Origin of the sequence: Mycobacterium sp. ITM-2016-00318 (assembly GCF_002968285.2) — a bacterium.
Taxonomy (GTDB): Bacteria; Actinomycetota; Actinomycetes; order Mycobacteriales; family Mycobacteriaceae; genus Mycobacterium.
Genome location: NZ_CP134400.1, coordinates 2,543,790 through 2,567,522 on the forward strand (window position 1 = coordinate 2,543,790; position 23,733 = coordinate 2,567,522).

The following is a 23,733-nucleotide window of genomic DNA, read 5'->3' on the forward strand; positions in this document are numbered from 1 at the left end:
TCAAAGCGTGACGATCACCTTGCCGGTGTTGCCGCCGTTGAACAACAAGTTCAGCGCCTCAGGCGCCTTCTCGAGGCCCTCGACGACGTGTTCCGACGATTTGATCTTGCCCTCGGCGATCCAGCCCGCCATCTCCGTCTGCGCGGCGGGGAAGCGGTCAAGGTAGTCGAGGATGATGAAGCCTTCCATCCGTCCCCGACGCACGAGCAGGCTCAGATAATTACTCGGCCCAGGGGGTGGGCCGTCGCTGTTGTAGGTGGAGATCGCGCCGCACAGCACCACTCGGCCGCGCATCGCGATGTTCGCAAGACAGTCGTTGAGGATCGATCCGCCGACGTTGTCGAAGTACAGATCGATGCCGTCAGGACATGCCTGGCGGAGTCGCGCGGAGACGTTCTCGTTCTTGTAGTCGATCGCCTCGTCGAAGCCGAGTTCGTCGACGGTGTGCGCGCATTTCTGGGCGCCACCCGCGATGCCCACGACCTTCTTCGCGCCCTTGATCTTCGCGATCTGCCCCGCGGCCGACCCGGTCGCCCCCGCCGCGCCCGACACGACGACGACGTCGCCCTCCTTGATCTGGCCGACGTCGGTCATTCCGAAGTAGGCGGTCATGCCGGTGACGCCGAGTATTCCGATCGCGATACCCGTCGGAACGCCGTCGGGAAGTACCTGCATGGCGCGCTCGCCCTCATCGATGACCACGTAGTCCTGCCAGCCGGTCATGCCGAACACCAGCTGACCGGCCCGGTAGGCGTCCGAGCGGCTTTCGACGATCTCGCCGACGCCGCCACTGCGGATGACCTCGCCGATCTGGATCGCGGGCAGATAACTGGGGACGTCGTCCATCCACGTGCGAATCGTCGGGTCGATCGACAGGTGACGCACTCTGATGAGCGCCTCGCCGTCCTTCAGATCGGGTACGGGCTCGAACTCGAGCCGGGTCGTATTGTCGGTCACCAGCCCCGAGGGTCGTTGGGCCAGGACGATGCGCCGATTCTGCTCGCTCACGAGGCGATCGTAGGACGCCGCGGACAGCAGCGGTTGGGACGTTGCCCACATAAGGGTGGCCTTGCTTTACCGGCTTTTGGAATTCCGTCACAATGGTGTTGTGAAAATCAGGCCCGAAGTGGATCGCCACACCCGTGGGGCGATCGTCCAGCTGCTGCTGGAGTCAGGGCCCATCACAGCGGGCGAGATCGGCGATCGGCTCGGCATCTCCGCAGCGGGCGTGCGCAGGCACCTCGATGCCCTGCTCGAAGCAGGTGAAGCGCAGTCCAGCGCGGCCGCCGCGTGGCAGCACAACGGCCGCGGCAGGCCGGCACGCCGCTACCGGCTCACCGCGGCGGGGCGCGCCAAGATGGGGCACGCCTACGACGACCTCGCGGTTCAGGCGATGCGCCAGCTGCGCGAGATCGGCGGTGACGACGCCGTCCGCACCTTCGCCCGCCGTCGCATCGACAGCATCCTCTCGGGAGTAACCGAGGGCGCCGATGACGTTGCACCCACTGTCGACCGTGTGGCGGGAGCCCTGACGAAGGCCGGATATGCCGCGACCGCCACCCAGGTGAGCGGCCCGCTCCACGGAATCGAGCTCTGCCAGCATCACTGTCCGGTGTCGCACGTCGCCAAGGAGTTCCCGGAGCTGTGCGAGGCCGAGCGGGAGGCATTCGCCGAGGTGCTGGGTACGCACGTGCAGCGGTTGGCGACGATCGTCAACGGAGACTGCGCCTGCACCACGCACGTGCCCCTCCACCAAGAACAGCAACCAACCTTTCAGCGCACAGCCCACGGCGCCGAAGCCACCGAAACGAAGCAAGGAGCGTCGACATGACGACCACGCCCGAAGCCTTGACCCAGGAACAGACCATCGAGTCGCTGGGCCGCTACGGCTATGGCTGGGCCGACTCAGATGTTGCGGGCGCCAGCGCGCAGCGCGGCCTGTCGGAGGCCGTCGTGCGCGATATCTCGAGCAAGAAGAGCGAGCCCGAGTGGATGCTCGACGTCCGACTCAAGGCGCTTCGCGTCTTCGACAAGAAGCCGATGCCGAACTGGGGCTCCAACCTCGAGGGCATTCACTTCGACAACATCAAGTACTTCGTGCGCTCCAGCGAGAAGCAGGCCGCGACTTGGGACGACCTGCCCGCCGACATCAAGAACACTTACGACAAGCTCGGCATCCCGGAAGCGGAGAAGCAGCGCCTGGTGTCGGGCGTCGCCGCACAGTACGAGTCCGAGGTCGTCTATCACTCCATCCGGGAGGATCTGGAGAAGCTGGGTGTCATCTTCCTCGACACCGACACCGCGCTGAAGGAACACCCGGAGATCTTCAAGCAGTACTTCGGCACGGTGATCCCAGCCGGTGACAACAAGTTCTCCGCGCTGAACACCGCTGTGTGGTCAGGTGGTTCGTTCATCTACGTGCCGCCCGGCGTGCACGTCGACATTCCGCTGCAGGCCTACTTCCGCATCAACACCGAGAACATGGGCCAGTTCGAGCGGACGCTGATCATCGTCGACGAAGGCGCCTACGTGCACTACGTCGAGGGTTGTACGGCGCCGATCTACAAGAGCGACTCGCTGCACTCCGCGGTGGTCGAGATCATCGTGAAGCCCGGTGGCCGTTGCCGTTACACGACGATTCAGAACTGGTCGAACAACGTCTACAACCTCGTCACCAAGCGCGCCCGCGCCGAGGCCGGAGCCACCATGGAGTGGGTCGACGGCAACATCGGTTCGAAGGTCACGATGAAATACCCGGCGGTGTGGATGACGGGTGAGCACGCCAAGGGCGAGGTGCTGTCGGTGGCCTTCGCCGGCGAAGGCCAGCATCAGGACACCGGCGCCAAGATGCTGCACCTGGCGCCGAACACGTCGAGCAACATCGTGTCGAAGTCGGTGGCGCGCGGCGGTGGCCGCGCGTCGTACCGCGGCCTCGTCCAGGTGAACAAGGGGGCGCACGGATCTCGCTCCAGCGTGAAATGCGATGCGCTGCTTGTCGACACGATCAGCCGCAGCGATACCTACCCGTACGTCGACATCCGTGAGGACGACGTCACGATGGGTCACGAGGCGACGGTCTCGAAGGTCAGCGAGGACCAGCTGTTCTATCTGATGAGCCGTGGCCTCACCGAGGACGAGGCGATGGCGATGGTGGTGCGCGGCTTTGTCGAGCCGATCGCCAAGGAACTGCCGATGGAGTATGCGCTGGAGCTCAACCGCCTGATCGAGCTCCAGATGGAAGGCGCGGTCGGCTAGTGGCACAGGATCTGACAGCGACTCTGGAGGGCAGGACCAAGGGCGAGGTCTTCACGTCATTCGATGTCGACGCCTTCGAGGTGCCGCACGGGCGTGACGAGATCTGGCGGTTCACCCCCCTCAAGCGGTTGCGCGGCCTTCATGACGGGTCTGCGCCCGCAACCGGCGGCGCCGCCATCCAGGTTGTGGAGTGTGCAGGCGTCACCGTCGAAACCGTGCGTCGCGGGGACGAGCGTCTCGGCCAGGCCGGCGTACCGGCTGACCGCGTTGCCGCGCAGGCGTTTTCGTCATTCGACAGTGCGACGATCGTCACCATCCCGAAGGACGTGGCGTGCGACCAGCCGATCGAGATCGACGTGACCGGACCGGGAGAGGGTGCCACGGCCTACGGCCACCTGCAGGTGCGGGTCGGCGAACTCGGTGAGGCGGTCGTCGTCATCGATCAGAACGGCAGCGGAACCTATGCCGACAACATCGAGTTCGTTGTTGCCGATGCCGCTCGGCTGACCGTGGTGTCGATCGCCGACTGGGCCGACGATGCGGTACACGTCAGCAGCCACCATGCCGTGCTGGGCAAGGACGCGGTGCTGCGGCACGTCGCGGTCACCCTCGGCGGCGACGTGGTTCGGCTCACCGCCCGTACCCGGTTCGACGCCCCAGGCGGGGATGCCGAGTTGCTCGGGCTCTACTTCGCCGACGACGGGCAGCACTTCGAATCACGGCTGCTGGTCGACCACGCCCAGCCGAACTGCCGCTCGCACGTCACCTATAAGGGCGCGTTGCAGGGCGATCCGGACTCGTCGCGGCCCGATGCGCACACCGTATGGGTGGGCGACGTGCTGATCCGCGCGGCGGCCACCGGCACCGACACCTTCGAGACGAACCGCAACCTGGTGCTCACCGACGGTGCGAGGGCGGACTCGGTGCCCAACCTCGAGATCGAGACCGGCGAGATCGCCGGCGCCGGGCACGCAAGTGCCACCGGGCGTTTCGACGACGAGCAACTGTTTTATCTGCAGGCCCGCGGGATACCGGAGGACCAGGCCCGTCGCCTCGTCGTCCGCGGTTTCTTCGGCGAGCTGATCGGCAAGATCGCCGTGCCCGCCGTGCGTGAACGCCTGACCGAAGCCATCGAACACGAACTAGCGATTACGGAATCGAGGACAGCCACCTCATGACCACACTGGAAGTCAAGGACCTGCACGTCAGCGTCGTGTCCAAGGAGGACGGGACCGACATCCCGATCCTGAAGGGCGTCGACCTCACCGTGAACTCGGGCGAGACCCACGCCCTTATGGGCCCGAACGGGTCCGGCAAGTCGACGCTGTCTTACGCGATCGCAGGCCACCCGAAGTACACGGTGACGTCGGGCACCATCACCCTCGACGGTGAAGACGTCCTCGCGATGAGCATCGACGAACGTGCCCGCGCAGGCCTGTTCCTGGCCATGCAGTACCCGATAGAGGTGCCCGGGGTGTCGATGTCGAACTTCCTGCGGACTGCGGCCACCGCGGTACGGGGTGAGGCGCCGAAGCTGCGGCACTGGGTCAAAGAGGTGAAGGGCGCCATGGAAGGGCTCGACATCGATCCGTCGTTCTCCGAACGCAGTGTCAACGAAGGCTTCTCGGGTGGTGAGAAGAAGAGGCACGAGATTCTGCAGCTCGAAGTGCTCAAGCCGAAGATCGCAATTCTCGATGAGACGGACTCGGGTCTGGACGTCGATGCGCTGCGTGTGGTCAGCGACGGGGTCAACCGGTACGCCGAAGACGCGCACGGTGGCCTGCTGCTGATCACGCACTACACCCGCATCCTGCGCTACATCCAGCCGCAGTTCGTCCACGTGTTCATCGGCGGTCGCATCGTGGAGTCCGGCGGTCCCGAACTGGCCGACGAACTCGACGCGAACGGATACGAGCGCTTTGCCCAACAGGCGGCGGCTTCGTCGTCGTAGAGGGAGCGTGACCGTATGACCACTTCTGTTGCACCGCTCGACGTCGACGCGATCCGGGCCGACTTCCCCATCCTCAAAAGGGTCATGCGGGGCGGAAACCAGTTGGCGTACCTGGACTCCGGTGCGACGTCTCAGCGTCCGCTGCAGGTGCTCGACGCCGAACGTGACTTCCTCATCACCTCCAACGGTGCGGTGCACCGCGGCGCGCACCAGCTGATGGAGGAGTCCACCGACGCCTACGAGGAGGGCCGCGCCGACATCGCGGCGTTCGTCGGCGCCGACGCCGACGAGTTGGTGTTCACGAAGAACGCCACAGAGGGGATCAACCTGGTCGCGTACGCGCTTGGCGACAGCCGTTTCGAGCGCGCGGTCGGTCCCGGCGACGTGATCGTCACCACCGAGCTGGAACACCACGCGAACCTGGTGCCGTGGCAGGAGTTGGCCCGCCGCACCGGCGCGACCTTGAAGTGGTACTCGGTCGGACCCGAGGGCCGGATCGACATCGACTCGCTCGAGCTGGACCGCAACGTCAAAGTCGTTGCATTCAGCCACCACTCCAATGTCACCGGCGCGGTTGCGCCCGTGGCCCAGCTCGTGGAGCGGGCCAACGCCATTGGAGCGCTGACCGTCCTCGACGCCTGTCAGTCGGTGCCACATCAGCCCGTCGACCTGCACGCCCTCGGCGTCGACTACGCCGCGTTCTCCGGCCACAAAATGTTGGGCCCCAACGGCATCGGCGTGCTCTACGGCCGTCACGAGCTGCTCGACGCGATGCCGCCCTTCATCACCGGCGGCTCGATGATCGAGACGGTGACCATGGCGGAGACCACCTTCGCACCCGCACCGCAACGGTTCGAGGCGGGCACTCCGATGACGTCGCAGGTTGTCGGGCTCGCTGCGGCGGCCCGGTACCTCCGTGCGATCGGGATGGACGCCGTCGAACAGCACGAAGCAGAATTGGTCGCCGCCGCGCTGGAAGGGTTGGCGGGCGTGCCTTCGGTCCGCATCGTCGGGCCGACCTCATTGGTCGGCCGCGGCTCTCCGGTCTCCTTCGTCGTCGACGGAGTCCACGCTCACGACGTCGGCCAGATCCTCGACGACGACGGCGTCGCGGTCCGGGTCGGCCATCACTGCGCATGGCCGTTGCACCGCAAGTTCGGTATCGCGGCGACCGCTCGCGCCTCATTTGCCTTGTACAACACCCACGACGAGGTGGAGCGACTGGTGGCAGGCGTCGAGCGTGCCGTCGAATTCTTCGGCAGGGACTGAGGTTTCAGCCGTGAGAATGGAGCAGATGTACCAGGAAGTGATCCTGGATCACTACAAGCATCCGCATCACCGCGGGCTGCGCGAGCCGTTCGGCGCCGAGGTCTATCACGTGAATCCGACGTGTGGCGACGAGGTCACGCTGCGGGTTGCGTTGTCCGACGACGGTGACCAGGTGCTCGATGTCTCCTATGACGGGCAGGGCTGCTCGATCAGCCAGGCCGCGACGTCGGTGCTCACGGACCTGGTGATCGACCAGAGTGTGGGCGACGCGTTGAAGACGGTCGCGGCGTTCAACGAGATGATCTCGTCCCGCGGCAAGATCGTGGGTGACGAATATGTGCTCGGCGACGGCATCGCCTTCGCCGGGGTGGCCAGGTATCCGGCGCGCATCAAGTGTGCGCTGCTGGGCTGGATGGCATTCAAAGACGCAGTGGCGCAAGCCAGTGAGGAGACACCTGATGAGCGAAACCGCAGTGCCTAACGAGGAGTTCATCGCCGACCTCGAGGAGGCGATGCGCGACGTCGTCGACCCTGAGCTCGGCATCAATGTCGTCGACCTCGGCCTGGTTTACGGTCTGAACGTCGAGGAGGGCGATGCGGGGAAGGTCGCGCTGATCGACATGACGCTCACGTCGGCAGCCTGCCCCCTCACTGATGTGATCGAGGATCAGTCGCACCAGGCGCTCGTCGGCGCAGGCCTGGTCGAGCAGATCAAGATCAACTGGGTGTGGAACCCGCCGTGGGGTCCGGACAAGATCACCGAGGACGGCCGCGAACAGTTGCGCGCACTGGGTTTCACCGTCTAACCGATTTTCGTCGCTCGGCAGGACGCCATCGCGCTGATCTGCTCGCGCGATGTCCGCACGGTCAGTTTGGCGTGTTGGCTGTTCGAATCCAGGAAAGCCGACAAGATTGAGCCATGGTTTCGGTGCCGGCCTTCGTATGGCGATATGGCCCGGTCCTTCGCGGCTTGATCCTCGGTGTCGGTGTCGGCGGCTTCCTCGGCGTGCTGGCATGGTTGGATTCCGGATTTCTGCTCGCAGGTGTGGTCACGTTCGTTCTGCTGGCCGTGTTCTACGGCGGATGGATGACGCGGCGAATGGCGCGCCACTGGCCCAGTGCCAAGCAGCTGAGCGGGCCCGAACGCGAACTGGTCGCGCGTGCCGCTCGAACCGGCGTGGCGGTCGATGACCCGCGCAGGGCAACGGCGCTCTTGGAGTACCGCGACGGGCTTCACAAGGCAGCGGAAGCGGCCAGGCCGCTGCGGTGGCTGATTTGGCTCGTTCTCGTGGTCGCGATCGGGTCGGCCGTATGGGACGCCGCGTATGGCTCTTGGGGAAACGTTGTGGTATCTGCCGTCTATCTCGTGATGCTGGCACTGGAAGTGTTCTGGTGGCCGAAGCGCCAGCAGCAGTTGCTGGCCAGCGCCGACCGGGCGGCGGGTCGGCACTAACGCCGCGGCCGCAGTAGGCCGCGCATCAGGAGAGTGGGTGCGGTTTTGACCGCCAAACTGGTTTCCGTCAACGTCGGGATGCCGACCGATGTGGCGTGGCGAGGAAAGACGGTCCACACCGGCATCCACAAGAGCCCGGTCGAAGGCCCGGTGATGGTGCGACGGCTGAACATCGATGGCGACGGACAGGGTGACCTCGGCGGTCACGGGGGAGAACAACGGGCCGTGATGGTCTACCAGACCGAGTCCTACGACTATTGGAGCCAGGTCCTCGGGCGCGACGACCTCCAGCCGGGAAATTTCGGCGAGAATTTCACCATCACCGGGCTGAGTGACGACGAAGTCTGCATCGGGGACAGGTATGTCATCGGCGAGGCGGAATTCGAGGTGAGCCAGCCGAGGGTGACCTGTTTTCGGGTCGGTATGCGCCTCGGTCAGCCGGAAATGCCCAATCTCCTTGTCGCTCATCACCGCCCGGGCTTCTATTTTCGCGTCATCACCGAAGGCCGCGTCCAACCCGGAGACGCCATCGTCAGGACGCAACGTGGAAGGCATCAGCTGACCGTCGCCGACATCGATGCGCTCCTCTACCTACCCGACCGCGACACCGCCATGCTGCGCAAGTCGGTCGACGTACCCGCGCTGAGCCCCGGTTGGCAGCAGTCGTTCAACGAACTTCTGGCGGCAGACGAAAGCTCAACCGCCGCAACGGGGCCGCCGACTGGCGTGGAACCGGACTGGGATGGATTTCGTCGGCTCCGCGTCGCAGCCACCCATCCGGAGAGTGATTCGATCATGTCGATCCGGTTCGAGGCCGAAGACGGAGGGTCCTTGCCCGCGGCTCGCCCGGGCCAGTACCTGACCGTGCGAGTCCTCGACGCCGGGGATCCTGCACCGCTTCGCAGCTATTCACTGTCGAACTACGGGGCGGAATACCGGATCAGCGTGAAGCGCGAGGATCACGGCACCGTCAGTCGCTGGCTGCACGACAACGTCCATGCCGGCTCTGTCTTGGATGTGGCGGCTCCGCGGGGTGACTTCTACCTGACCGAAGGCACCTCCCCGGTAGTTCTGCTGTCGGCCGGCGTCGGCGTCACCCCGGTGCTCGCGATGCTGCACGCCCTCGCCGAGAGTCGAAGCGAACGAGATGTCCTGTGGCTGCACACCACTCGGGACCAGCACACCCAAGCCTTCGGCCAGGAAGTCGACCACCTCATCGCGCGGCTGCCGCGCGCGCGAGCGCAGGTTGTCTACACGGGCACCGCCGGACGGCTGGACGGCCGGGCCATCGCGGCACTGGGACTACCCCGCGACGCCGTCGTATACATGTGCGGCCCCGACGGATTCATGGCCGACGTGCGCATCGCTTTGATCCACGCCGGAATCGAACCGACACACATCTACACAGAATTGTTCGGCGCCCTGCCGCCGATCAACCCTGGCATCCTCGGAAGCGCGACTGTCCGGCCGCATCCGCCTGTCGGCCCGGCGGGTGAGGGACCGCCGGTGTCGTTCTCCCGCAGCGGGTTGACGGTCAACTGGTCCTCTCAATACGGCAGCATTCTGGAGATCGCTGAGGCCTGCGACGTACCCACCCGCTACTCGTGCCGGAGCGGGGTCTGCCACACATGCGTCACGCCGCTCGTCTCAGGTACGACGGAATACACACAGCCGCCGCTTGAGCCGCCGCCTGCTGGGTCGGTCCTGATATGCGTCGCCGAGCCTCGTGACGGAGTGGTCCTGGACCTCTGAGTGCACTGTTTCTGACCAAGGCAATAGATGTGACAACGGAGATGGCAGTCCCCCTCGCAAGCGAGGGGGACTGCTGTCTGGAGGACGAATTATTCGGTGTTGCTGGACGTCGGCCCGTTGTCGGCCGTTGAGCCGCTCGCGCTGTCCTTCGAGTCGGAGGCATTCTGGGACTTCGCGGGGTCGGTGCTATTGCCGCCTAGGGTTGCGGCGGCGTTTTTCAACCCTTTACTAACGTCCTTGACTGCGCCTTCGATGCCCTTGCGGACGTCGCTAGCCGGGTTTGCTCTCTTCTTGGTCGAGTCGGTCCCGGTTTCGCCGGCGCCATGGGACCCGAGTTGCGGGGCCGTCGTGGGGCCCGAATCCTTCTTCGATGCGACACCCGCGTCGGGCTTGGGTGTCGATTCGGTCTCCTCGATGCTCACGTCGAATGTGCTGGCCGCGCCGATTGTTGTCTCATTTGCCGCCGGCAGGCTGGTTCGCTCTGCTGCCGCCGGAACAAGCGGCTCGATTGAGTTGGCGATCGCCTGCCGGAGGGCGAGCAGATTGTTCACGATGCCGGAGAACGGAGTCAGCAGCCCGGGCGATGCCAGATCTCCGTTGAGGAGGGCGTCTGTGAGAGCCGGCGCGAAAGTGAGGATCGCGTTTGCGAAGGCTTCAGGATCCTCAGCCGCGCCGAGGAATGCCTCTGCGGTCGGACCGACCACATTGATGGTGCCCTGAATGAGACCGAGGGGCGCGAGCACGGACCCGAGCACCATCTGCGGATTTGTGACCGTGTTGACAACATTTGACAGGTTCTCGAACGGGTTCTGGGCGATTCCTGCGAACTGCGAACCCAATTCGCCGAAGGCAAGTGGAAGAGCAGCGCCTACCACCGCTCCAAGGACGGCGTTGAATGCGTTATTCAAGCCGTCGGTGACGTCGCCGGCAGTTATGTCATCCAAAGCGCTTTGCAGCTGTCCCGGGACCGTGTTGGTGAACTCGGTGACTAGTCCATCGCTCACCACCTGAGCCACCTGCGCTAGCACCTCCAGGCTGCTCCCTTGATTCGTCAGGATCGCGGCCAGGATGGGCGCCGGATTGGCGGCGATGATCTCGCGCAAAGCATCCGCGTTTGCGAAGGCCTGCTCGAAAGCGGTGGCGAACTCCTCGATGGGGTTCGCCAGCGCGGTCAGTTCGGCCGCTGCCGACGAAATCGCCGGCACCTTGACGTCAGGCATCGGCGGCGCGACCGGGCTGACGGCCAAGGCGCTGACACCTGCGACTGCCACGCCCGCCATCAGATACGAGCGAACAGCTAGCTGCATTGAATCTCCTTTGCTCATTCCCCGCCCCAACCTGGAACTTACCTGTGAGTAAAATAAACACAAGCGCGTATAGCCACATCAGCGCCCATGTAGGCCTAGACATTCCGTGGCCGAGCAAGAAGCCTTGAGGAGCCAGATATTGCTGAAGCGATCGTCGGAGTGTCGACCGCGTTGGCAATGGCGAACACATTTCGCCCACAAGCAACCGCTGTAGGGGCAAACTTTTGATCTTGGCGGCGGTTCAACGCCGACCATTGCACGCGCTTCGCTGACGACGCCGCGCACCGGCGGGCCCCATCCCTTACTCGCCGGTAACAACGGTCAGTTGTGTTGGAGCTCACTTTGCCGGAACAGTGCGATCCGGCTCGCTGCTGTCGGCCACTGCGAAAGGATGTCCCGCCCGGTATATCGGCGGCAGCAACCGAGGGTTTACAAAAACCGCCGACTTGTCCAGTTCGCTGCCGCCAACACCGATCTTGTAAACGCGGATTGCGTCCCCACGCTGTAGGTGAGGTACATCACACGGCCGGGAGCCGCTTGCGGGCTTGCCGATGTGGTTCTCGCGCAGGCGGGGGAAGTTTCGACGCCCAGCGATCATCATGGTCGTGTCGCGAGATCACGACCAGGAACGCTATTTCGCGCAAAGGGTGCCGCTGCCGCCCGACGGCGTTCGCGGAACCTCCTCACGTTCGGCGCCCTGACACCGTTGGGCGGTTCCGTCGACCACATAGTGGGAACACACTGCAAAAGGCAGGCGTTAGGAGAAACGTGACCACCAAAGACATCACAGCTGCCGAGTTCAACGACACCATCACCGACAACGAGATCGTGTTGGTGGATTTCTGGGCGTCGTGGTGCGGTCCGTGTCGCGCGTTCGCGCCCACGTTCGCGAAGTCGGCCGATCAGCACCCGGATGTCGTGCACGCCAAGGTCGACACCGAGGCCGAGCAGCAACTCGCCGCCGCCGCAGATATCCGGTCGATCCCGACGCTGATGGCATTCAAGAAGGGCAAGCTGGTCTTCAACCAGGCCGGAGCGCTGCCGCCTGCCGCCCTCGAGGACCTCGTGCAGCAGATCAAGGCCTTCGACATCGATGCCGCGATAGCCGCAGAAGCCAACTCCGAACAGGCGTAATGAGATGCACGCGATAGCGTGCAGTCCGTGACCGAGCGAAACGACTTCGTCCTCGTCGAACGTCCGCGCCGCAACGTGGCCCTTGTGACGCTGAACCGGCCCGAGCGAATGAACTCGATGGCTTTCGACGTCATGGTTCCTCTCAAGGCCGTACTCGACGAGCTGACCTACGACAACTCCGTGCGCGCGGTCGTGCTCACCGGCGCGGGCCGCGGGTTTTCGTCGGGTGCCGACCACAAGTCGGCGGGCTCGGTGCCGCACATCGAGGGGCTGACACGGCCCACCTTCGCACTGCGATCGATGCAGGTGCTCGACGACGTCATCCTCGGGCTGCGCAGAATGCACCAGCCGGTGATCGCTGCGGTGAACGGCGCGGCGATCGGCGGGGGACTGTGCCTGGCGCTGGCCGCTGACATCCGGGTTGCCGCCGAGGGCGCCTATTTCCGAGCAGCGGGAATCAACAACGGGCTGACCGCCAGCGAGCTCGGACTGAGTTATCTGCTGCCGAGGGCGATCGGCACCTCGCGGGCGTTCGAGCTGATGCTGACCGGCCGCGATGTCGACGCCGCCGAGGCCGAACGCATCGGTCTGGTGTCCCGGAGCGTGCCGGGCGACCAGCTGCTCGACACCTGCTACGACATGGCAGAGCGGATCGCCGGCTTCTCCCGGCCGGGAATCGAGTTGACCAAGCGCACACTGTGGACTGGACTGGACGCCGCTAGCCTGGAAGGGCATATGCAGGCCGAGGGCCTTGGCCAGCTTTTCGTCCGCCTTCTCACCGCCAACTTCGAAGAAGCGGTGGCTGCGCGCGCGGAAAAGCGGTCCCCGGAATTCACTGACGAGCGCTCGCGCGAGGAAGCGACGAGCACTGACGAGCGCTCGCGCGAGGAAGCGACGAGCACTGACGAGCGCTCGCGCGAGGAAGCGACGAGCACTGACGAGCGCTCGCGCGAGGAAGCGACGAGCACTGACGAGCGCTCGCGCGAGGAAGCGACGAGTACCGACGAGAAGTAAGGAAACGAGGAGAGCGGCGTGATCACGGCTACGGACCTCGAGGTCCGCGCGGGCGCGCGCACGCTGCTGTCCGCGGAGGGACCCGCGCTTCGCGTGCAGCCCGGCGACCGCATCGGGCTCGTCGGCCGCAACGGCGCCGGTAAGACGACCACCATGCGCATCCTGGCCGGCGAAGGCGAGCCCTACGCGGGAAAGATCGCGCGCTCCGGCGAAGTCGGATATCTGCCACAGGATCCCAGGGAGGGCAACCTCGACACGCTCGCCCGTGACCGGGTGCTGTCGGCACGGGGTCTGGACACACTGCTGGCGGATCTCGAGAAGCAGCAGGCACTGATGGCCGAGGTCGCCGACGACGCCGCACGCGACAAAGCGGTGCGCCGCTACGGCCAGCTCGAAGAGCGCTTCGCCGCCCTCGGCGGCTACGGTGCCGAAAGCGAGGCGAGTCGCATCTGCGCGAGCCTCGGGCTGCCCGATCGCGTCCTCACCCAGCCGCTCCGCACGCTGTCGGGCGGTCAGCGCCGCCGCGTCGAGCTGTCGCGCATCCTGTTCGCCGCATCAGACTCCGGGGCTGGTTCGGCGACGACGTTGCTGCTCGACGAGCCGACCAACCACCTCGACGCCGATTCGCTCGGCTGGCTGCGCGAGTTCCTGCGGGCCCACACCGGCGGCCTCGTGGTGATCAGCCACAACGTCGAACTGCTCGCCGACGTGGTCAACCGTGTCTGGTTCCTCGATGCCGTGCGCGGCGAGGTCGACGTCTACAACATGACCTGGCAGAAGTATCTCGATGCAAGGGCCACCGACGAACAGCGCCGCCGTCGCGAGCGCGCCAACGCCGAACGCAAGGCGACGGCACTACGCACCCAGGCCGCGAAGATGGGTGCCAAGGCCACCAAAGCCGTTGCAGCACAAAACATGCTGCGCCGGGCGGACCGGATGATGGCCGCGCTCGACGAGGAACGGGTCGCCGACAAGGTGGCCCGGATCAAGTTTCCGAGTCCGGCGGCCTGCGGCCGCACGCCGCTTGTGGCCAAGGACCTGACGAAGATGTACGGCTCGCTCGAGGTCTTCGCTGGCGTTGATCTGGCCATCGACCGCGGTTCACGAGTAGTGGTGCTCGGCCTCAACGGTGCGGGCAAGACGACGTTGCTGCGGCTGCTCGCAGGCGTGGAGACACCCGACACCGGGGGGCTGGAACCCGGCCACGGCCTCAAGATCGGCTACTTCGCACAGGAGCACGACACCCTCGACGACCTGGCGACGGTATGGGAGAACATCCGCCACGCCGCACCCGATACGGGGGAGCAGGACCTGCGAGGACTGTTGGGCGCCTTCATGTTCAGCGGGCCGCAACTCGACCAGCCTGCGGGCACACTGTCCGGCGGCGAGAAGACCCGCCTGGCGCTCGCTGGTCTGGTTGCGTCGACGGCAAACGTGTTACTGCTCGACGAGCCCACCAACAACCTCGATCCGGCATCACGCGAGCAGGTGTTGGATGCGCTGCGCAGCTACCAGGGCGCCGTTGTGCTGGTGACTCACGATCCCGGCGCCGCAGAAGCACTCGACCCGCAGCGGGTCGTACTGCTGCCCGACGGCACCGAGGACTTCTGGTCGACGGATTACGCCGAACTCATCGAGTTGGCCTGACGCTAGATCCGCGCGCGCTGGTTTGCTCAAAATTGACGTGTTTGGTTAGGCCGGTTTTGCGCTGGGTATTCGTCGGGTCATCACAGCGGGGTCGGGGCTATCACAGTGGGGAGGTGTCGATGAAGAAACTGAACAAGTCTCGGGATCAGTTACTACACGAATTGCGGAGCGCATACGAGAGTGGGGCGAGCATCCGCACACTAGTGGCTTCGACAGGCCGCTCGTACGGGTCCATACACAGCATGCTGCGTGAGTCGGGGACGACGATGCGCAGCCGGGGTGGACCGAACCACCGCACCCGGCGTTAGCTACTGCTGTCGAACCGACGTTTCGACGAGGTCGAGTACGGCGCTGAGCTTTTCGGGGTCGTCTCCAGAAGCGAGCCGGGCCACCAGACCGTCGAGCACAAGATCAAGGTAGGTGTGCAGCACGCCGCTCGGCACGTCGTCGCGCAGCCGGCCTGCCTGCTTCTGCCGGCGTAACCGGTCGGTGGTCGCCTCGGACAGCTCTGCGGAGCGCTCCGACCAACCCTTGTTGAAGGCGGGGTCGTTGCGGAGCTTGCGCGCGATCTCCAAGCGCGTCGCCAACCAGTCGAACTGTTCGGGCGCCGCGAGCAGGTCGCGCATGACCTGAATCAAACCTTCGCGCGACGCGACGTCAGCCATTCTTTCGGCGTCCTCATGGGCCAGTTCGAAGAACAAGGTGTCCTTGTCCTTGAAGTGGTGGAAGATCGCGCCGCGCGACAGCCCGATGGTCTGCTCGAGCCGTCGCACGGTGGCCTTGTCGTACCCGTGCTCGGCAAAGCACCGCCGGGCACCATCGAGGATCTGGCGACGGCGCGCAGCCAGATGATCGTCGGTTACCCGGGGCAACTTTGTTCACTCCTCGCTCGGGAGATCGTCGGCCCGGGCTACGACTTCAGCATGTTGCGCAGCACGTACTGCAGGATGCCGCCGTTGCGGTAGTAATCCGCCTCTCCGGGGGTGTCGATGCGGACCACGGCGTCGAACTCGACGTCCTTGCCCTCGTCCTTGGTGGCCTTGACCTTCACCGTCTTCGGAACCTTGCCGTGGTTGAGCGCCTCGATGCCGGTGATGTCGAACGTCTCCGTCCCGTCCAGCTTCAGTGACTCCGCCGACTCGCCCTCGGGGAACTGCAGCGGTATGACGCCCATGCCGATCAGATTCGAGCGGTGGATGCGCTCGAACGACTCGGTGATGACCGCGCGCACGCCGAGCAGCCTGGTGCCTTTGGCCGCCCAGTCACGCGACGATCCCGACCCGTACTCCTTGCCGCCCAACACGACAAGCGGAATGTCCTGCTCCGCATAGTTCTGCGCGGCGTCGTAGATGAACGCCTGCTCGCCGCCGTCGGTGAAGTCCCTTGTGTAGCCGCCGGCGACGTCGTCGAGCAGCTGGTTGCGCAGCCGAATGTTTGCGAATGTGCCGCGAATCATCACCTCGTGGTTACCGCGCCGCGAGCCGTAGGAGTTGTAATCCTTCTTGTCCACCCCGTGCTCGTCGAGGTACTGCGCAGCGGGCGTGCCCGGCTTGATGCTGCCGGCGGGGGAGATGTGGTCCGTCGTGACCGAATCGCCAAGCAGCGCCAGCACTCTGGCGCCCGTGATGTCGCTGACCGGCTCCGGTTCGGCTGGCATGCCGTCGAAGTACGGAGGTTTGCGAACATACGTCGAGTTGTCGTCCCAGTCGAAGGTGTTGCCACTCGGTGTCGGCAGGTTGCGCCACCGCTCGTCACCCTTGAACACATCGGCGTAGTTCTTGGTGAACATCTCGGTGTTGATGGCGGAGGCGATGGTGTCGTTGATGTCCTGCTGAGACGGCCAGATGTCCTTCAGGAAAACCTCGTTGCCGGACTCGTCCTTGCCGATCGGCTCCGACTCGAAATCGAAGTCCATGGTGCCTGCCAGCGCGTAGGCGATCACCAGTGGAGGAGAGGCCAGGTAGTTCATCTTCACGTCCGGGTTGATCCGGCCCTCGAAATTGCGGTTGCCCGACAGCACCGCGGCGACCGACAGGTCACAGTCGTTGACGGCCTTGCTGATCTCGTCGGGCAGCGGACCGCTGTTGCCGATACAGGTCGTGCATCCGTAGCCGACCAGGTAGAAGCCCAGCTTCTCCAGATAGGGCCACAGCCCGGCCTTTTCGTAGTAGTCGGTGACGACCTGCGAACCGGGGGCCATCGTGGTCTTCACCCACGGCTTGGACGTCAGGCCCTTCTCGACTGCGTTCTTCGCCAGAAGCGCCGCACCGAGCATCACCTCGGGGTTTGAGGTGTTGGTACATGACGTGATCGCTGCGATCACCACGGCGCCGTGATCGAGGATGAACTCGCCGCGGCCTTCGCACTCGACCTCAACGGGATTGGTTGGCCTGCCGTTCGCCCCGACGGCGGCCGACGGCACGATGACGTCGTCGTCGGCGAAGGCGAGGTTGGAGGCGGGGTCGCTGGCGGGGAAGGTCTCCTCGACCGCTTCATCGAGCTTGGTGTGCGGATTCTCCGCGCCGTCCTCAACATAGTTGTGAATGTCTCTGCGAAAGGCGGACTTTGCATCCGTCAGTGCGATCCGGTCCTGAGGACGCTTGGGCCCTGCGATCGAGGCGACCACATCGCCGAGGTCGAGCTCGATGTACTCGGAGTACTTCGGCTCTCGTTTCGGGTCGTGCCACATGCCCTGTTCCTTGGCGTACGCCTCGACCAGCGCCAGCTGCTCTTCGCTGCGGCCGGTCATCTTCAGGTACTCGATCGTCACGTCGTCGATCGGGAAAATGGCCGCGGTGGAACCGAACTCGGGGCTCATATTGCCCAGCGTGGCGCGGTTGGCCAGCGGTACCTCTGCGACACCGTCGCCGTAGAACTCGACGAACTTGCCGACCACGCCGTGCTTGCGCAGCATCTCGGTGACGGTGAGCACGACGTCGGTGGCGGTGACGCCCGCAGGGCGCTCACCGGTCAGCTTGAAGCCGACGACACGGGGGATGAGCATCGAGACCGGCTGGCCGAGCATCGCGGCCTCCGCCTCGATGCCGCCGACGCCCCAGCCCAGCACGCCGAGGCCGTTCTCCATCGTGGTGTGGGAGTCGGTGCCCACACACGTGTCCGGGTACGCGACGCCGTCGCGTTCCCACACCACGCGGGCCAGGTACTCGATGTTGACCTGGTGCACGATGCCGGTGCCCGGCGGCACCACCTTGAAGTCGTTGAATGCGCCTTGGCCCCAGCGCAGGAACTGATAGCGCTCGCCATTGCGCTCGTACTCGATCTCGACGTTGCGCTCGAACGCGTTCGCCGTACCGAACAGGTCGGCGATCACGGAGTGATCGATCACCAGGTCGGCGGGCGCCAACGGGTTGACCTTGTCGGGGTCCCCGCCGAGGTCGCCGACGGCCTCGCGCATGGTCGCCAGGTCGACGATGCAGGGCACCCCAGTGAAGTCCTGCATGATCACGCGCGCGGGGGTGAACTGAATCTCCACACTCGGGTCGGCCTCGGGATCCCAGTTCGCGATCGCGTCGATGTGGTCCTTGGTGATGTTGGTGCCGTCCTCGGTGCGCAGCAGGTTCTCCGCGAGCACCTTGAGGCTGTAGGGGAGCTTCTCCGTGCCCTTGACCGCGTCGAGGCGGTATATCTCATAGCTCTTGTCCCCGACTTTGAGGGTGTCGCGGGCTTCGTACGAATCCTTGCTGCTCACATCAACTCCCGGCTCAGTAATCGCCGCGACGGGCTGTCGTCCGCGGCTGTTCCAATCTAACAGTACGCTTGTCCTGTAAAGCAAGCCTGGCAGGTTCAGTCTTGTCCTCGCGGCGGCGTGCTGCCACCTGTTTCGGTCGGTATCGCGTACGGTTCTCGTGTGGCCGGCCCGGACGTGATCCCGTTCCTTCCGTCGTATATCCCGCCAGAAGTCGATATGAACCAGGTATTGGCCGACGTGCGCGAGGACGGCGTGAGTGTGCCGCCCGCCGACGTCAAGGCGGTGCCCGAACTGCGGCAGGTGGTCACCGATGCGCGCGGACAAGGCATCGACCTCAAGATCGTGGTGATCTCGACCAACCCGCCGATCGACACCCCGCTGCGCGATATCGCCACCGAGGTCGGAGAGGCGTATCCCGGGTCGACGGTGCTCGCCATGAGCCCGACGTGGGCAGGCACCTACAGCGAGGACTTCGACCGGGCGACGCTCGAATCCGGCCAGGATATCGCGAAAAACGGCGACCCCGTGCAGTCGTCGAAGAATTTCGTCAGCGAGTTGACGACACCACACTTTCCCTGGACCGCATTCTCCGTCGTGCTCACCCTTCTCGTATTGGCCGCCGCGGTCGCAACCCGTTTACTGCAGGTCCGAAGCAAACGCGGGATTGCCGAAACAGAACCAGAGACGGCCGAATAACGCCTGGCAGGAGCGCCTGCCGAATGGTGAATATCACCATTCGGTCACATCCTCTCTAATTACAGATATGTAGTTTGTTACGAGAGTTTCTTTAGCGTCAGTTGTGACGTACGGTGCAGAAGAACCCACTGGTGTCATTGTTGTATTTGTGACTTCTGCGAGGAGATCCGAGTCGAATGAGACGCACCCCTCGCGCGTTCGCGTCGCTCGGCATCCTGTTGGCGACGGCGTTTTACACCCCGGGGGGTATAGCTGCCGCCGAACCCGCCAGTGGAGACTCCGTCGGCTCGTTGGTCGCCGCGATCGCCAACGTCGACCAGAAGCTGGCCGAATTGGGCGCGAACATCCAGGCTCAGCAGGAGAGCGTCAACAAGGCGATCGTCGACGTCCAGAACGCCCGCGACAACGCCGCGAATGCTGCCAAGCAGGTTGACGCCAGCAGGCGCGCCGTCGCCGACGCGGACGCCGCGATCACCTCCGCGCAGCGCAAGTTCGACACCTTCGCGGCGTCCACCTACGTCAACGGGCCGTCGAGTTCGTATCTGACGGCGGGAGACCCCGCCGACATGATCGACACGGCTTCGGCGGGGCAAACGCTTGCCACCAGCGCGCAGCAGGTCGTGACCGATTTGCAGCGGGCGCGAACCGAACAGGTCAACAGGGAGTCCGCGGCCAGGCTCGCGAATCAGAAGGCCGATCAGGCCACGGTGGACGCGCAGTCCAGCCAGGATGCCGCCGTGTCGGCGCTGAAGTCGGCAAAGCAGACGTTCGCCGATGAGCAGGCTCAGCTCACGGCGCTGACGGCCGAACGCAACGCCGCGCAGGCCAAGCTTGCTGCGGCCCGGCAGTGGTCGGCGCCTGCGGCCGGTGCTCCCAAACCCGCTGCGCCGATGGCCAACTCGTCGGGCAACTGGGACCGCGCGCCCGGAACTCCCGCGCCCGCCGCAGGCAACTGGGACCAGAGCGTATGGGATCCAACCCTGCCCGCGATCCCGAGTGCATTCGTCAGCGGCGATCCGATCGCGATCATCAACTCGGTGCTCGGCATCTCGTCGACCTCGGCGCAGTACACCGCCGACATGGGCCGGGGCTTCCTCCGCAAAATAGGGATCCTGCCCACCCCGAGCGGCTTCACCAACGGCGCGATACCCCGCGTCTACGGCAGGCAGGCGTCCGAGTACGTCATCCAGCGTGCCGGTTCCCAGATGGGTGTGCCCTATTCATGGGGTGGCGGCAACGCCGCAGGGCCGAGCAAGGGCATCGATTCGGGTGCCGGCACAGTCGGATTCGACTGCTCGGGCCTGATCCTCTACGCCTTCGCAGGCGTCGGGATCAAGCTCCCGCACTACTCGGGTTCGCAGTACGACATGGGCCGCAAGATCCCCTCGTCGCAGATGCGCCGCGGCGACGTCATCTTCTACGGGCCCGGCGGCAGCCAACACGTGACGCTGTATCTCGGTAACAACCAGATGTTGGAGGCGCCGTTCACCGGATCGCAGGTGAAGGTCTCGCCGGTACGCACCAGCGGCATGACCCCCTACGTCGTCCGGTACATCGAATACTGATGCGAGTGATCCTTTTGAACTTGATGCGCCACAACATATCCCGCTGCGCCAAGGGTGCCCTGCCGCTTCTTGCGGCCTTGGCCATGACGCTCGTGCTGTCGATTCCGGCGACAGCCGCGCCCGATGACGGTCAATGGGACCCGACACTGCCCAAGGTGCTCAGCGCCGGGGCGCCGGGTGATCCGGTCGCGATCGCCAACGCGTCGTTCCAAGCCACTCAGACGGCGATCGAGACCACCCAGAGCCTGGGACAGAAATTTCTGCACACCATTGGTCTGGGTGGAAGCAGTAGCGGCGGCGCAGGCACGGGAAGCGTTGGCGTCGGCCGGGTCCGCGGACCCCAGGCGATCGAGTACGTGATTCGCCGCGGGGCCTCGCAGATGGGCGTGCCGTATTCATGGGGAGGCGGCACGCCCAGCGGGCCCAGTGCGGGCGTGGACGGTGACGAAGGCATCGTCGGCTACGACTGCTCCGGTTTCACCCGGTTCGCGTTCGCCGGCGTCGGCGTGCTGATCCCCAAGTACTCGGGCGATCAGTACAACACCGGCCGCAAGGTTCCGCAGTCGCAGGCCAAACGCGGCGACCTGCTGTTCTGGGGTCCCGGTGGCAGCCAGCACGTCGCTATCTACCTCGGCAACAACCAGATGCTGGAAGCCGCAGGCAGCGCCGAGAAAGTCACCGTGAGCCCGCTGCGAAGGGCGGGTCTGCAGCCCTATCTGGCACGCATGATCGAATCCTGAGCGCGGGCTGAGCGGACGCTGAGCAGTCCCGGGCAACGTCGACGGATTACGTGGTGCCTGGAATAGTTGACGGCGGGCACCCCGCCCGCGGCGCACGACCTGCGTCTATGACCTACAAAGTAAGAGGATCGTCGATGACGTCAGCAGGTGGGCCGCAGGGCCCGGCGCAGGGTTATCCCCCTAACACTCACGCTGCTCCGCCGCCGCCCGCGAACTCCGGAGGCACGCAGAACGAGGTGCAAACGCTGGAACGTGCGATCTTCGAGGTCAAACGCATCATCGTCGGACAGGACCTGCTGGTCGAGCGCATGCTGGTCGGCCTGCTCGCAAAGGGACACTTGCTGCTCGAAGGTGTCCCAGGCGTCGCCAAGACGCTCGCCGTCGAGACCTTCGCCAAGGTCGTCGGCGGCACGTTCGCCCGCATCCAGTTCACCCCCGACCTGGTGCCCACCGACATCGTCGGCACCCGCATCTACCGGCAGGGCAAAGAGGAGTTCGACATCGAACTCGGCCCTGTCGTGGTCAACTTCCTGCTCGCCGACGAGATCAACCGCGCGCCGGCCAAGGTTCAGTCGGCGCTGCTCGAGGTGATGGCCGAGCGCAAGATCTCCATCGGCGGCAAGACCTTTCCGCTGCCCGCGCCGTTCCTGGTCATGGCCACCCAGAACCCGATCGAGCAGGAAGGCGTCTACGCCCTTCCCGAGGCACAGCGCGACCGGTTCCTCTTCAAGCTCAACATCGACTACCCGACGCCCGAGGAAGAGCGCGAGATCATCTACCGGATGGGCGTCAAGCCGCCGGAGCCCAAGCAGGTGCTCGCACCCGGCGACCTGCTCCGACTGCAGGACGTGGCAGCCAACACCTTCGTGCATCACGCGCTCGTCGACTACGTGGTCCGGGTCGTCACCGCGACGCGCACGCCCGAGAAGTTCGGCATGCCCGACGCCAAGGCGTGGATCGCCTACGGTGCCTCACCCCGCGCCTCGCTCGGCATCATCGCAGCCTCGCGAGCGCTGGCCCTGGTGCGCGGCCGCGACTACGTCATCCCGCAGGACGTCGTTGAGGTCATTCCCGATGTGCTGCGGCACCGCCTTGTGCTGACCTATGACGCACTGGCCGACGAGATCTCCGCGGAGACGGTGATCAACCGGATCCTTCAGACGGTCGGTCTTCCGCAGGTGAATGCCATTCCGCAGCAAGGCCATTCAGCGCCGCCCGCCGTACCCGCCGCAGCGGCCGCGGCCAGCGGTCGGTGACCACCTCGGGACGCAACGTCGATCTGCCGTCGCTCAAGCGCGGGGAGATCCGTGACCCCGCGCTTACGGCAGCGTTGCGCAAGCTCGAGCTGACGGTGCGCCGCAAGCTCGACGGCGTGCTGCACGGCGACCATCTCGGGCTGCTGCCCGGCCCCGGCTCTGAGCCGGGGGAGTCGCGGCTCTATCAGCCCGGTGACGACGTGCGCCGGATGGATTGGTCGGTGACGGCGCGTACCACCTCGCCGCATGTGCGCCAGATGATCGCCGACCGCGAGCTGGAAACCTGGCTGGTGGTCGACATGTCGGCCAGCCTGGACTTCGGCACGACCGGCTGCGAGAAGCGCGACCTCGCGGTGGCGGCGGCAGCGGCGATCACCTTCCTCAACAGCGGTGGCGGCAACCGGATCGGGGCGATCATCGCCAACGGCGACACCGTGCGCCGCGTGCCCGCGCTGTCAGGCCGGATGCACGAGCAGGAGATGCTGCGCACGATCGCGACGATGCCGAAGGCGCCCACCGGAGTGCGGGGCAATCTCGCCGCCGCGATCGACGCGCTGCGCAGGCCCGAGCGGCGCCGCGGGATGGCGGTGATCATCAGCGACTTCCTCGGACCGATCAACTGGATGCGGCCGTTGCGCGCGATCGCGGGACGACACGAGGTGCTCGGCATCGAGATCATCGACCCGCGGGACGTCGAGCTGCCGCCCGTCGGCGACGTCATCCTGCAGGACACCGAGTCCGGTGTCACCCGCGAATTCACCATCGACGAACAGCTGCGGTCGGACTTCGAACAGGCGGCGGCCGCGCATCGTGCCGAGGTGGCAAGGACGCTGCGGCGCTGCGACGCGCCGCTGCTGACACTGCGCACCGACCGGGACTGGATCGCCGATGTCGTCAGGTTCGTCGCCAGCCGTCGCCGAGGTGCGCTGGCCGGCCGATGAGCGCTTGCGCGAAGCACAGGGCATAGTCCAACGAAATGACAACT

At 65.3% G+C, this 23,733-nt stretch carries 21 protein-coding genes and 1 pseudogene; 18 read left to right on the top strand and 4 right to left on the bottom strand.

The genetic code is table 11. The features are described 5' to 3' along the window. Nucleotides 1-1,008, bottom strand: coding sequence for an NADP-dependent oxidoreductase (locus C6A82_RS12440; protein ID WP_105346474.1), 1,008 nt, complete (start codon nucleotides 1,006-1,008; stop codon nucleotides 1-3). Between the two features lie 100 nt (nucleotides 1,009-1,108). Here C6A82_RS12440 and C6A82_RS12445 point away from each other — a divergent pair, with 100 nt between their 5' ends. From C6A82_RS12445 to C6A82_RS12485, 9 genes are all read left to right on the top strand, one after another. Beyond that, nucleotides 1,109-1,831, top strand: a complete 723-nt coding sequence (locus tag C6A82_RS12445) for a metalloregulator ArsR/SmtB family transcription factor (protein WP_304598313.1) — start codon at nucleotides 1,109-1,111, stop codon at nucleotides 1,829-1,831. Continuing rightward, nucleotides 1,828-3,255, top strand: a complete 1,428-nt coding sequence (gene sufB, locus C6A82_RS12450) for a Fe-S cluster assembly protein SufB (protein WP_311101806.1) — start codon at nucleotides 1,828-1,830, stop codon at nucleotides 3,253-3,255. Before C6A82_RS12445 ends, sufB begins: the two co-directional genes overlap by 4 nt. After that, on the top strand, nucleotides 3,255-4,433 hold the full coding sequence (sufD, locus tag C6A82_RS12455; protein WP_105341484.1) for a Fe-S cluster assembly protein SufD: 1,179 nt from the start codon (nucleotides 3,255-3,257) through the stop codon (nucleotides 4,431-4,433). Before sufB ends, sufD begins: the two co-directional genes overlap by 1 nt. Beyond that, nucleotides 4,430-5,206 carry a Fe-S cluster assembly ATPase SufC gene (sufC, locus tag C6A82_RS12460; RefSeq protein WP_105341483.1) on the top strand — a complete coding sequence of 259 codons (777 nt, stop codon included), beginning with the start codon at nucleotides 4,430-4,432 and terminating at the stop codon, nucleotides 5,204-5,206. Before sufD ends, sufC begins: the two co-directional genes overlap by 4 nt. 15 nt (nucleotides 5,207-5,221) lie before the next feature. Continuing rightward, complete coding sequence (locus C6A82_RS12465) at nucleotides 5,222-6,475, top strand: cysteine desulfurase (protein ID WP_311101807.1); 1,254 nt, start codon at nucleotides 5,222-5,224, stop codon at nucleotides 6,473-6,475. Between the two features lie 16 nt (nucleotides 6,476-6,491). Continuing rightward, nucleotides 6,492-6,956 carry a Fe-S cluster assembly sulfur transfer protein SufU gene (gene sufU, locus C6A82_RS12470; protein WP_199193601.1) on the top strand — a complete coding sequence of 155 codons (465 nt, stop codon included), beginning with the start codon at nucleotides 6,492-6,494 and terminating at the stop codon, nucleotides 6,954-6,956. Then, nucleotides 6,934-7,281 carry a metal-sulfur cluster assembly factor gene (locus tag C6A82_RS12475; protein ID WP_105342096.1) on the top strand — a complete coding sequence of 116 codons (348 nt, stop codon included), beginning with the start codon at nucleotides 6,934-6,936 and terminating at the stop codon, nucleotides 7,279-7,281. Before sufU ends, C6A82_RS12475 begins: the two co-directional genes overlap by 23 nt. A 113-nt stretch (nucleotides 7,282-7,394) precedes the next feature. Then, on the top strand, nucleotides 7,395-7,928 hold the full coding sequence (locus tag C6A82_RS12480; protein WP_105342094.1) for a hypothetical protein: 534 nt from the start codon (nucleotides 7,395-7,397) through the stop codon (nucleotides 7,926-7,928). 78 nt (nucleotides 7,929-8,006) lie between these two features. Next, a complete protein-coding gene (locus tag C6A82_RS12485) occupies nucleotides 8,007-9,680 on the top strand; it encodes an MOSC and FAD-binding oxidoreductase domain-containing protein (protein ID WP_105342100.1) in 1,674 nt (557 codons plus the stop codon). An 89-nt stretch (nucleotides 9,681-9,769) separates the two neighbouring features. Here C6A82_RS12485 and C6A82_RS12490 read toward each other — a convergent pair whose 3' ends face one another. Further along, the gene (locus tag C6A82_RS12490) at nucleotides 9,770-10,960 is read right to left on the bottom strand and encodes a hypothetical protein (protein WP_105342092.1); all 1,191 of its coding nucleotides are present in this window, start codon (nucleotides 10,958-10,960) and stop codon (nucleotides 9,770-9,772) included. A gap of 795 nt (nucleotides 10,961-11,755) precedes the next feature. On the opposite strand from C6A82_RS12490, the gene trxA reads away from it, so the two are divergent. The 4 genes and pseudogenes from trxA (at nucleotide 11,756) to C6A82_RS12510 (ending at nucleotide 15,090) form a co-directional block, all read left to right on the top strand. Then, the gene (gene trxA, locus C6A82_RS12495) at nucleotides 11,756-12,121 is read left to right on the top strand and encodes a thioredoxin (protein WP_105342090.1); all 366 of its coding nucleotides are present in this window, start codon (nucleotides 11,756-11,758) and stop codon (nucleotides 12,119-12,121) included. An 18-nt stretch (nucleotides 12,122-12,139) separates the two neighbouring features. Then, nucleotides 12,140-12,964: pseudogene (locus tag C6A82_RS12500) on the top strand (enoyl-CoA hydratase); the annotation flags it as partial. 189 nt (nucleotides 12,965-13,153) lie between these two features. Beyond that, nucleotides 13,154-14,782, top strand: a complete 1,629-nt coding sequence (locus tag C6A82_RS12505) for an ABC-F family ATP-binding cassette domain-containing protein (protein ID WP_105344139.1) — start codon at nucleotides 13,154-13,156, stop codon at nucleotides 14,780-14,782. Between the two features lie 119 nt (nucleotides 14,783-14,901). Continuing rightward, the gene (locus C6A82_RS12510; protein ID WP_105344150.1) at nucleotides 14,902-15,090 is read left to right on the top strand and encodes a helix-turn-helix domain-containing protein; all 189 of its coding nucleotides are present in this window, start codon (nucleotides 14,902-14,904) and stop codon (nucleotides 15,088-15,090) included. Here the strand turns inward: C6A82_RS12510 and C6A82_RS12515 are convergent, their stop codons facing one another. Continuing rightward, a complete protein-coding gene (locus C6A82_RS12515) occupies nucleotides 15,091-15,654 on the bottom strand; it encodes a TetR/AcrR family transcriptional regulator (protein WP_105344141.1) in 564 nt (187 codons plus the stop codon). It lies immediately after the preceding gene. Between the two features lie 38 nt (nucleotides 15,655-15,692). Then, complete coding sequence (gene acnA, locus C6A82_RS12520; RefSeq protein ID WP_105344143.1) at nucleotides 15,693-18,491, bottom strand: aconitate hydratase AcnA; 2,799 nt, start codon at nucleotides 18,489-18,491, stop codon at nucleotides 15,693-15,695. A 159-nt stretch (nucleotides 18,492-18,650) separates the two neighbouring features. On the opposite strand from acnA, the gene C6A82_RS12525 reads away from it, so the two are divergent. From C6A82_RS12525 to C6A82_RS12545, 5 genes are all read left to right on the top strand, one after another. Further along, nucleotides 18,651-19,187 (top strand): DUF6676 family protein, encoded by a 537-nt coding sequence (locus C6A82_RS12525; protein ID WP_105344144.1) that lies wholly within the window; start codon nucleotides 18,651-18,653, stop codon nucleotides 19,185-19,187. A gap of 176 nt (nucleotides 19,188-19,363) precedes the next feature. Further along, on the top strand, nucleotides 19,364-20,752 hold the full coding sequence (ripA, locus tag C6A82_RS12530; RefSeq protein WP_105344145.1) for an NlpC/P60 family peptidoglycan endopeptidase RipA: 1,389 nt from the start codon (nucleotides 19,364-19,366) through the stop codon (nucleotides 20,750-20,752). A gap of 23 nt (nucleotides 20,753-20,775) precedes the next feature. Next, entirely contained in the window at nucleotides 20,776-21,492 is a 717-nt protein-coding gene (gene ripB / locus C6A82_RS12535; protein WP_199193697.1) for an NlpC/P60 family peptidoglycan endopeptidase RipB, read from the top strand. A 134-nt stretch (nucleotides 21,493-21,626) separates the two neighbouring features. Further along, nucleotides 21,627-22,748 (top strand): MoxR family ATPase, encoded by a 1,122-nt coding sequence (locus C6A82_RS12540; RefSeq protein WP_105344146.1) that lies wholly within the window; start codon nucleotides 21,627-21,629, stop codon nucleotides 22,746-22,748. Next, nucleotides 22,745-23,689, top strand: a complete 945-nt coding sequence (locus C6A82_RS12545) for a DUF58 domain-containing protein (protein WP_105344147.1) — start codon at nucleotides 22,745-22,747, stop codon at nucleotides 23,687-23,689. The genes C6A82_RS12540 and C6A82_RS12545 overlap by 4 nt, the downstream gene beginning before the upstream one ends. Nucleotides 23,690-23,733: the final 44 nt, after the last annotated feature.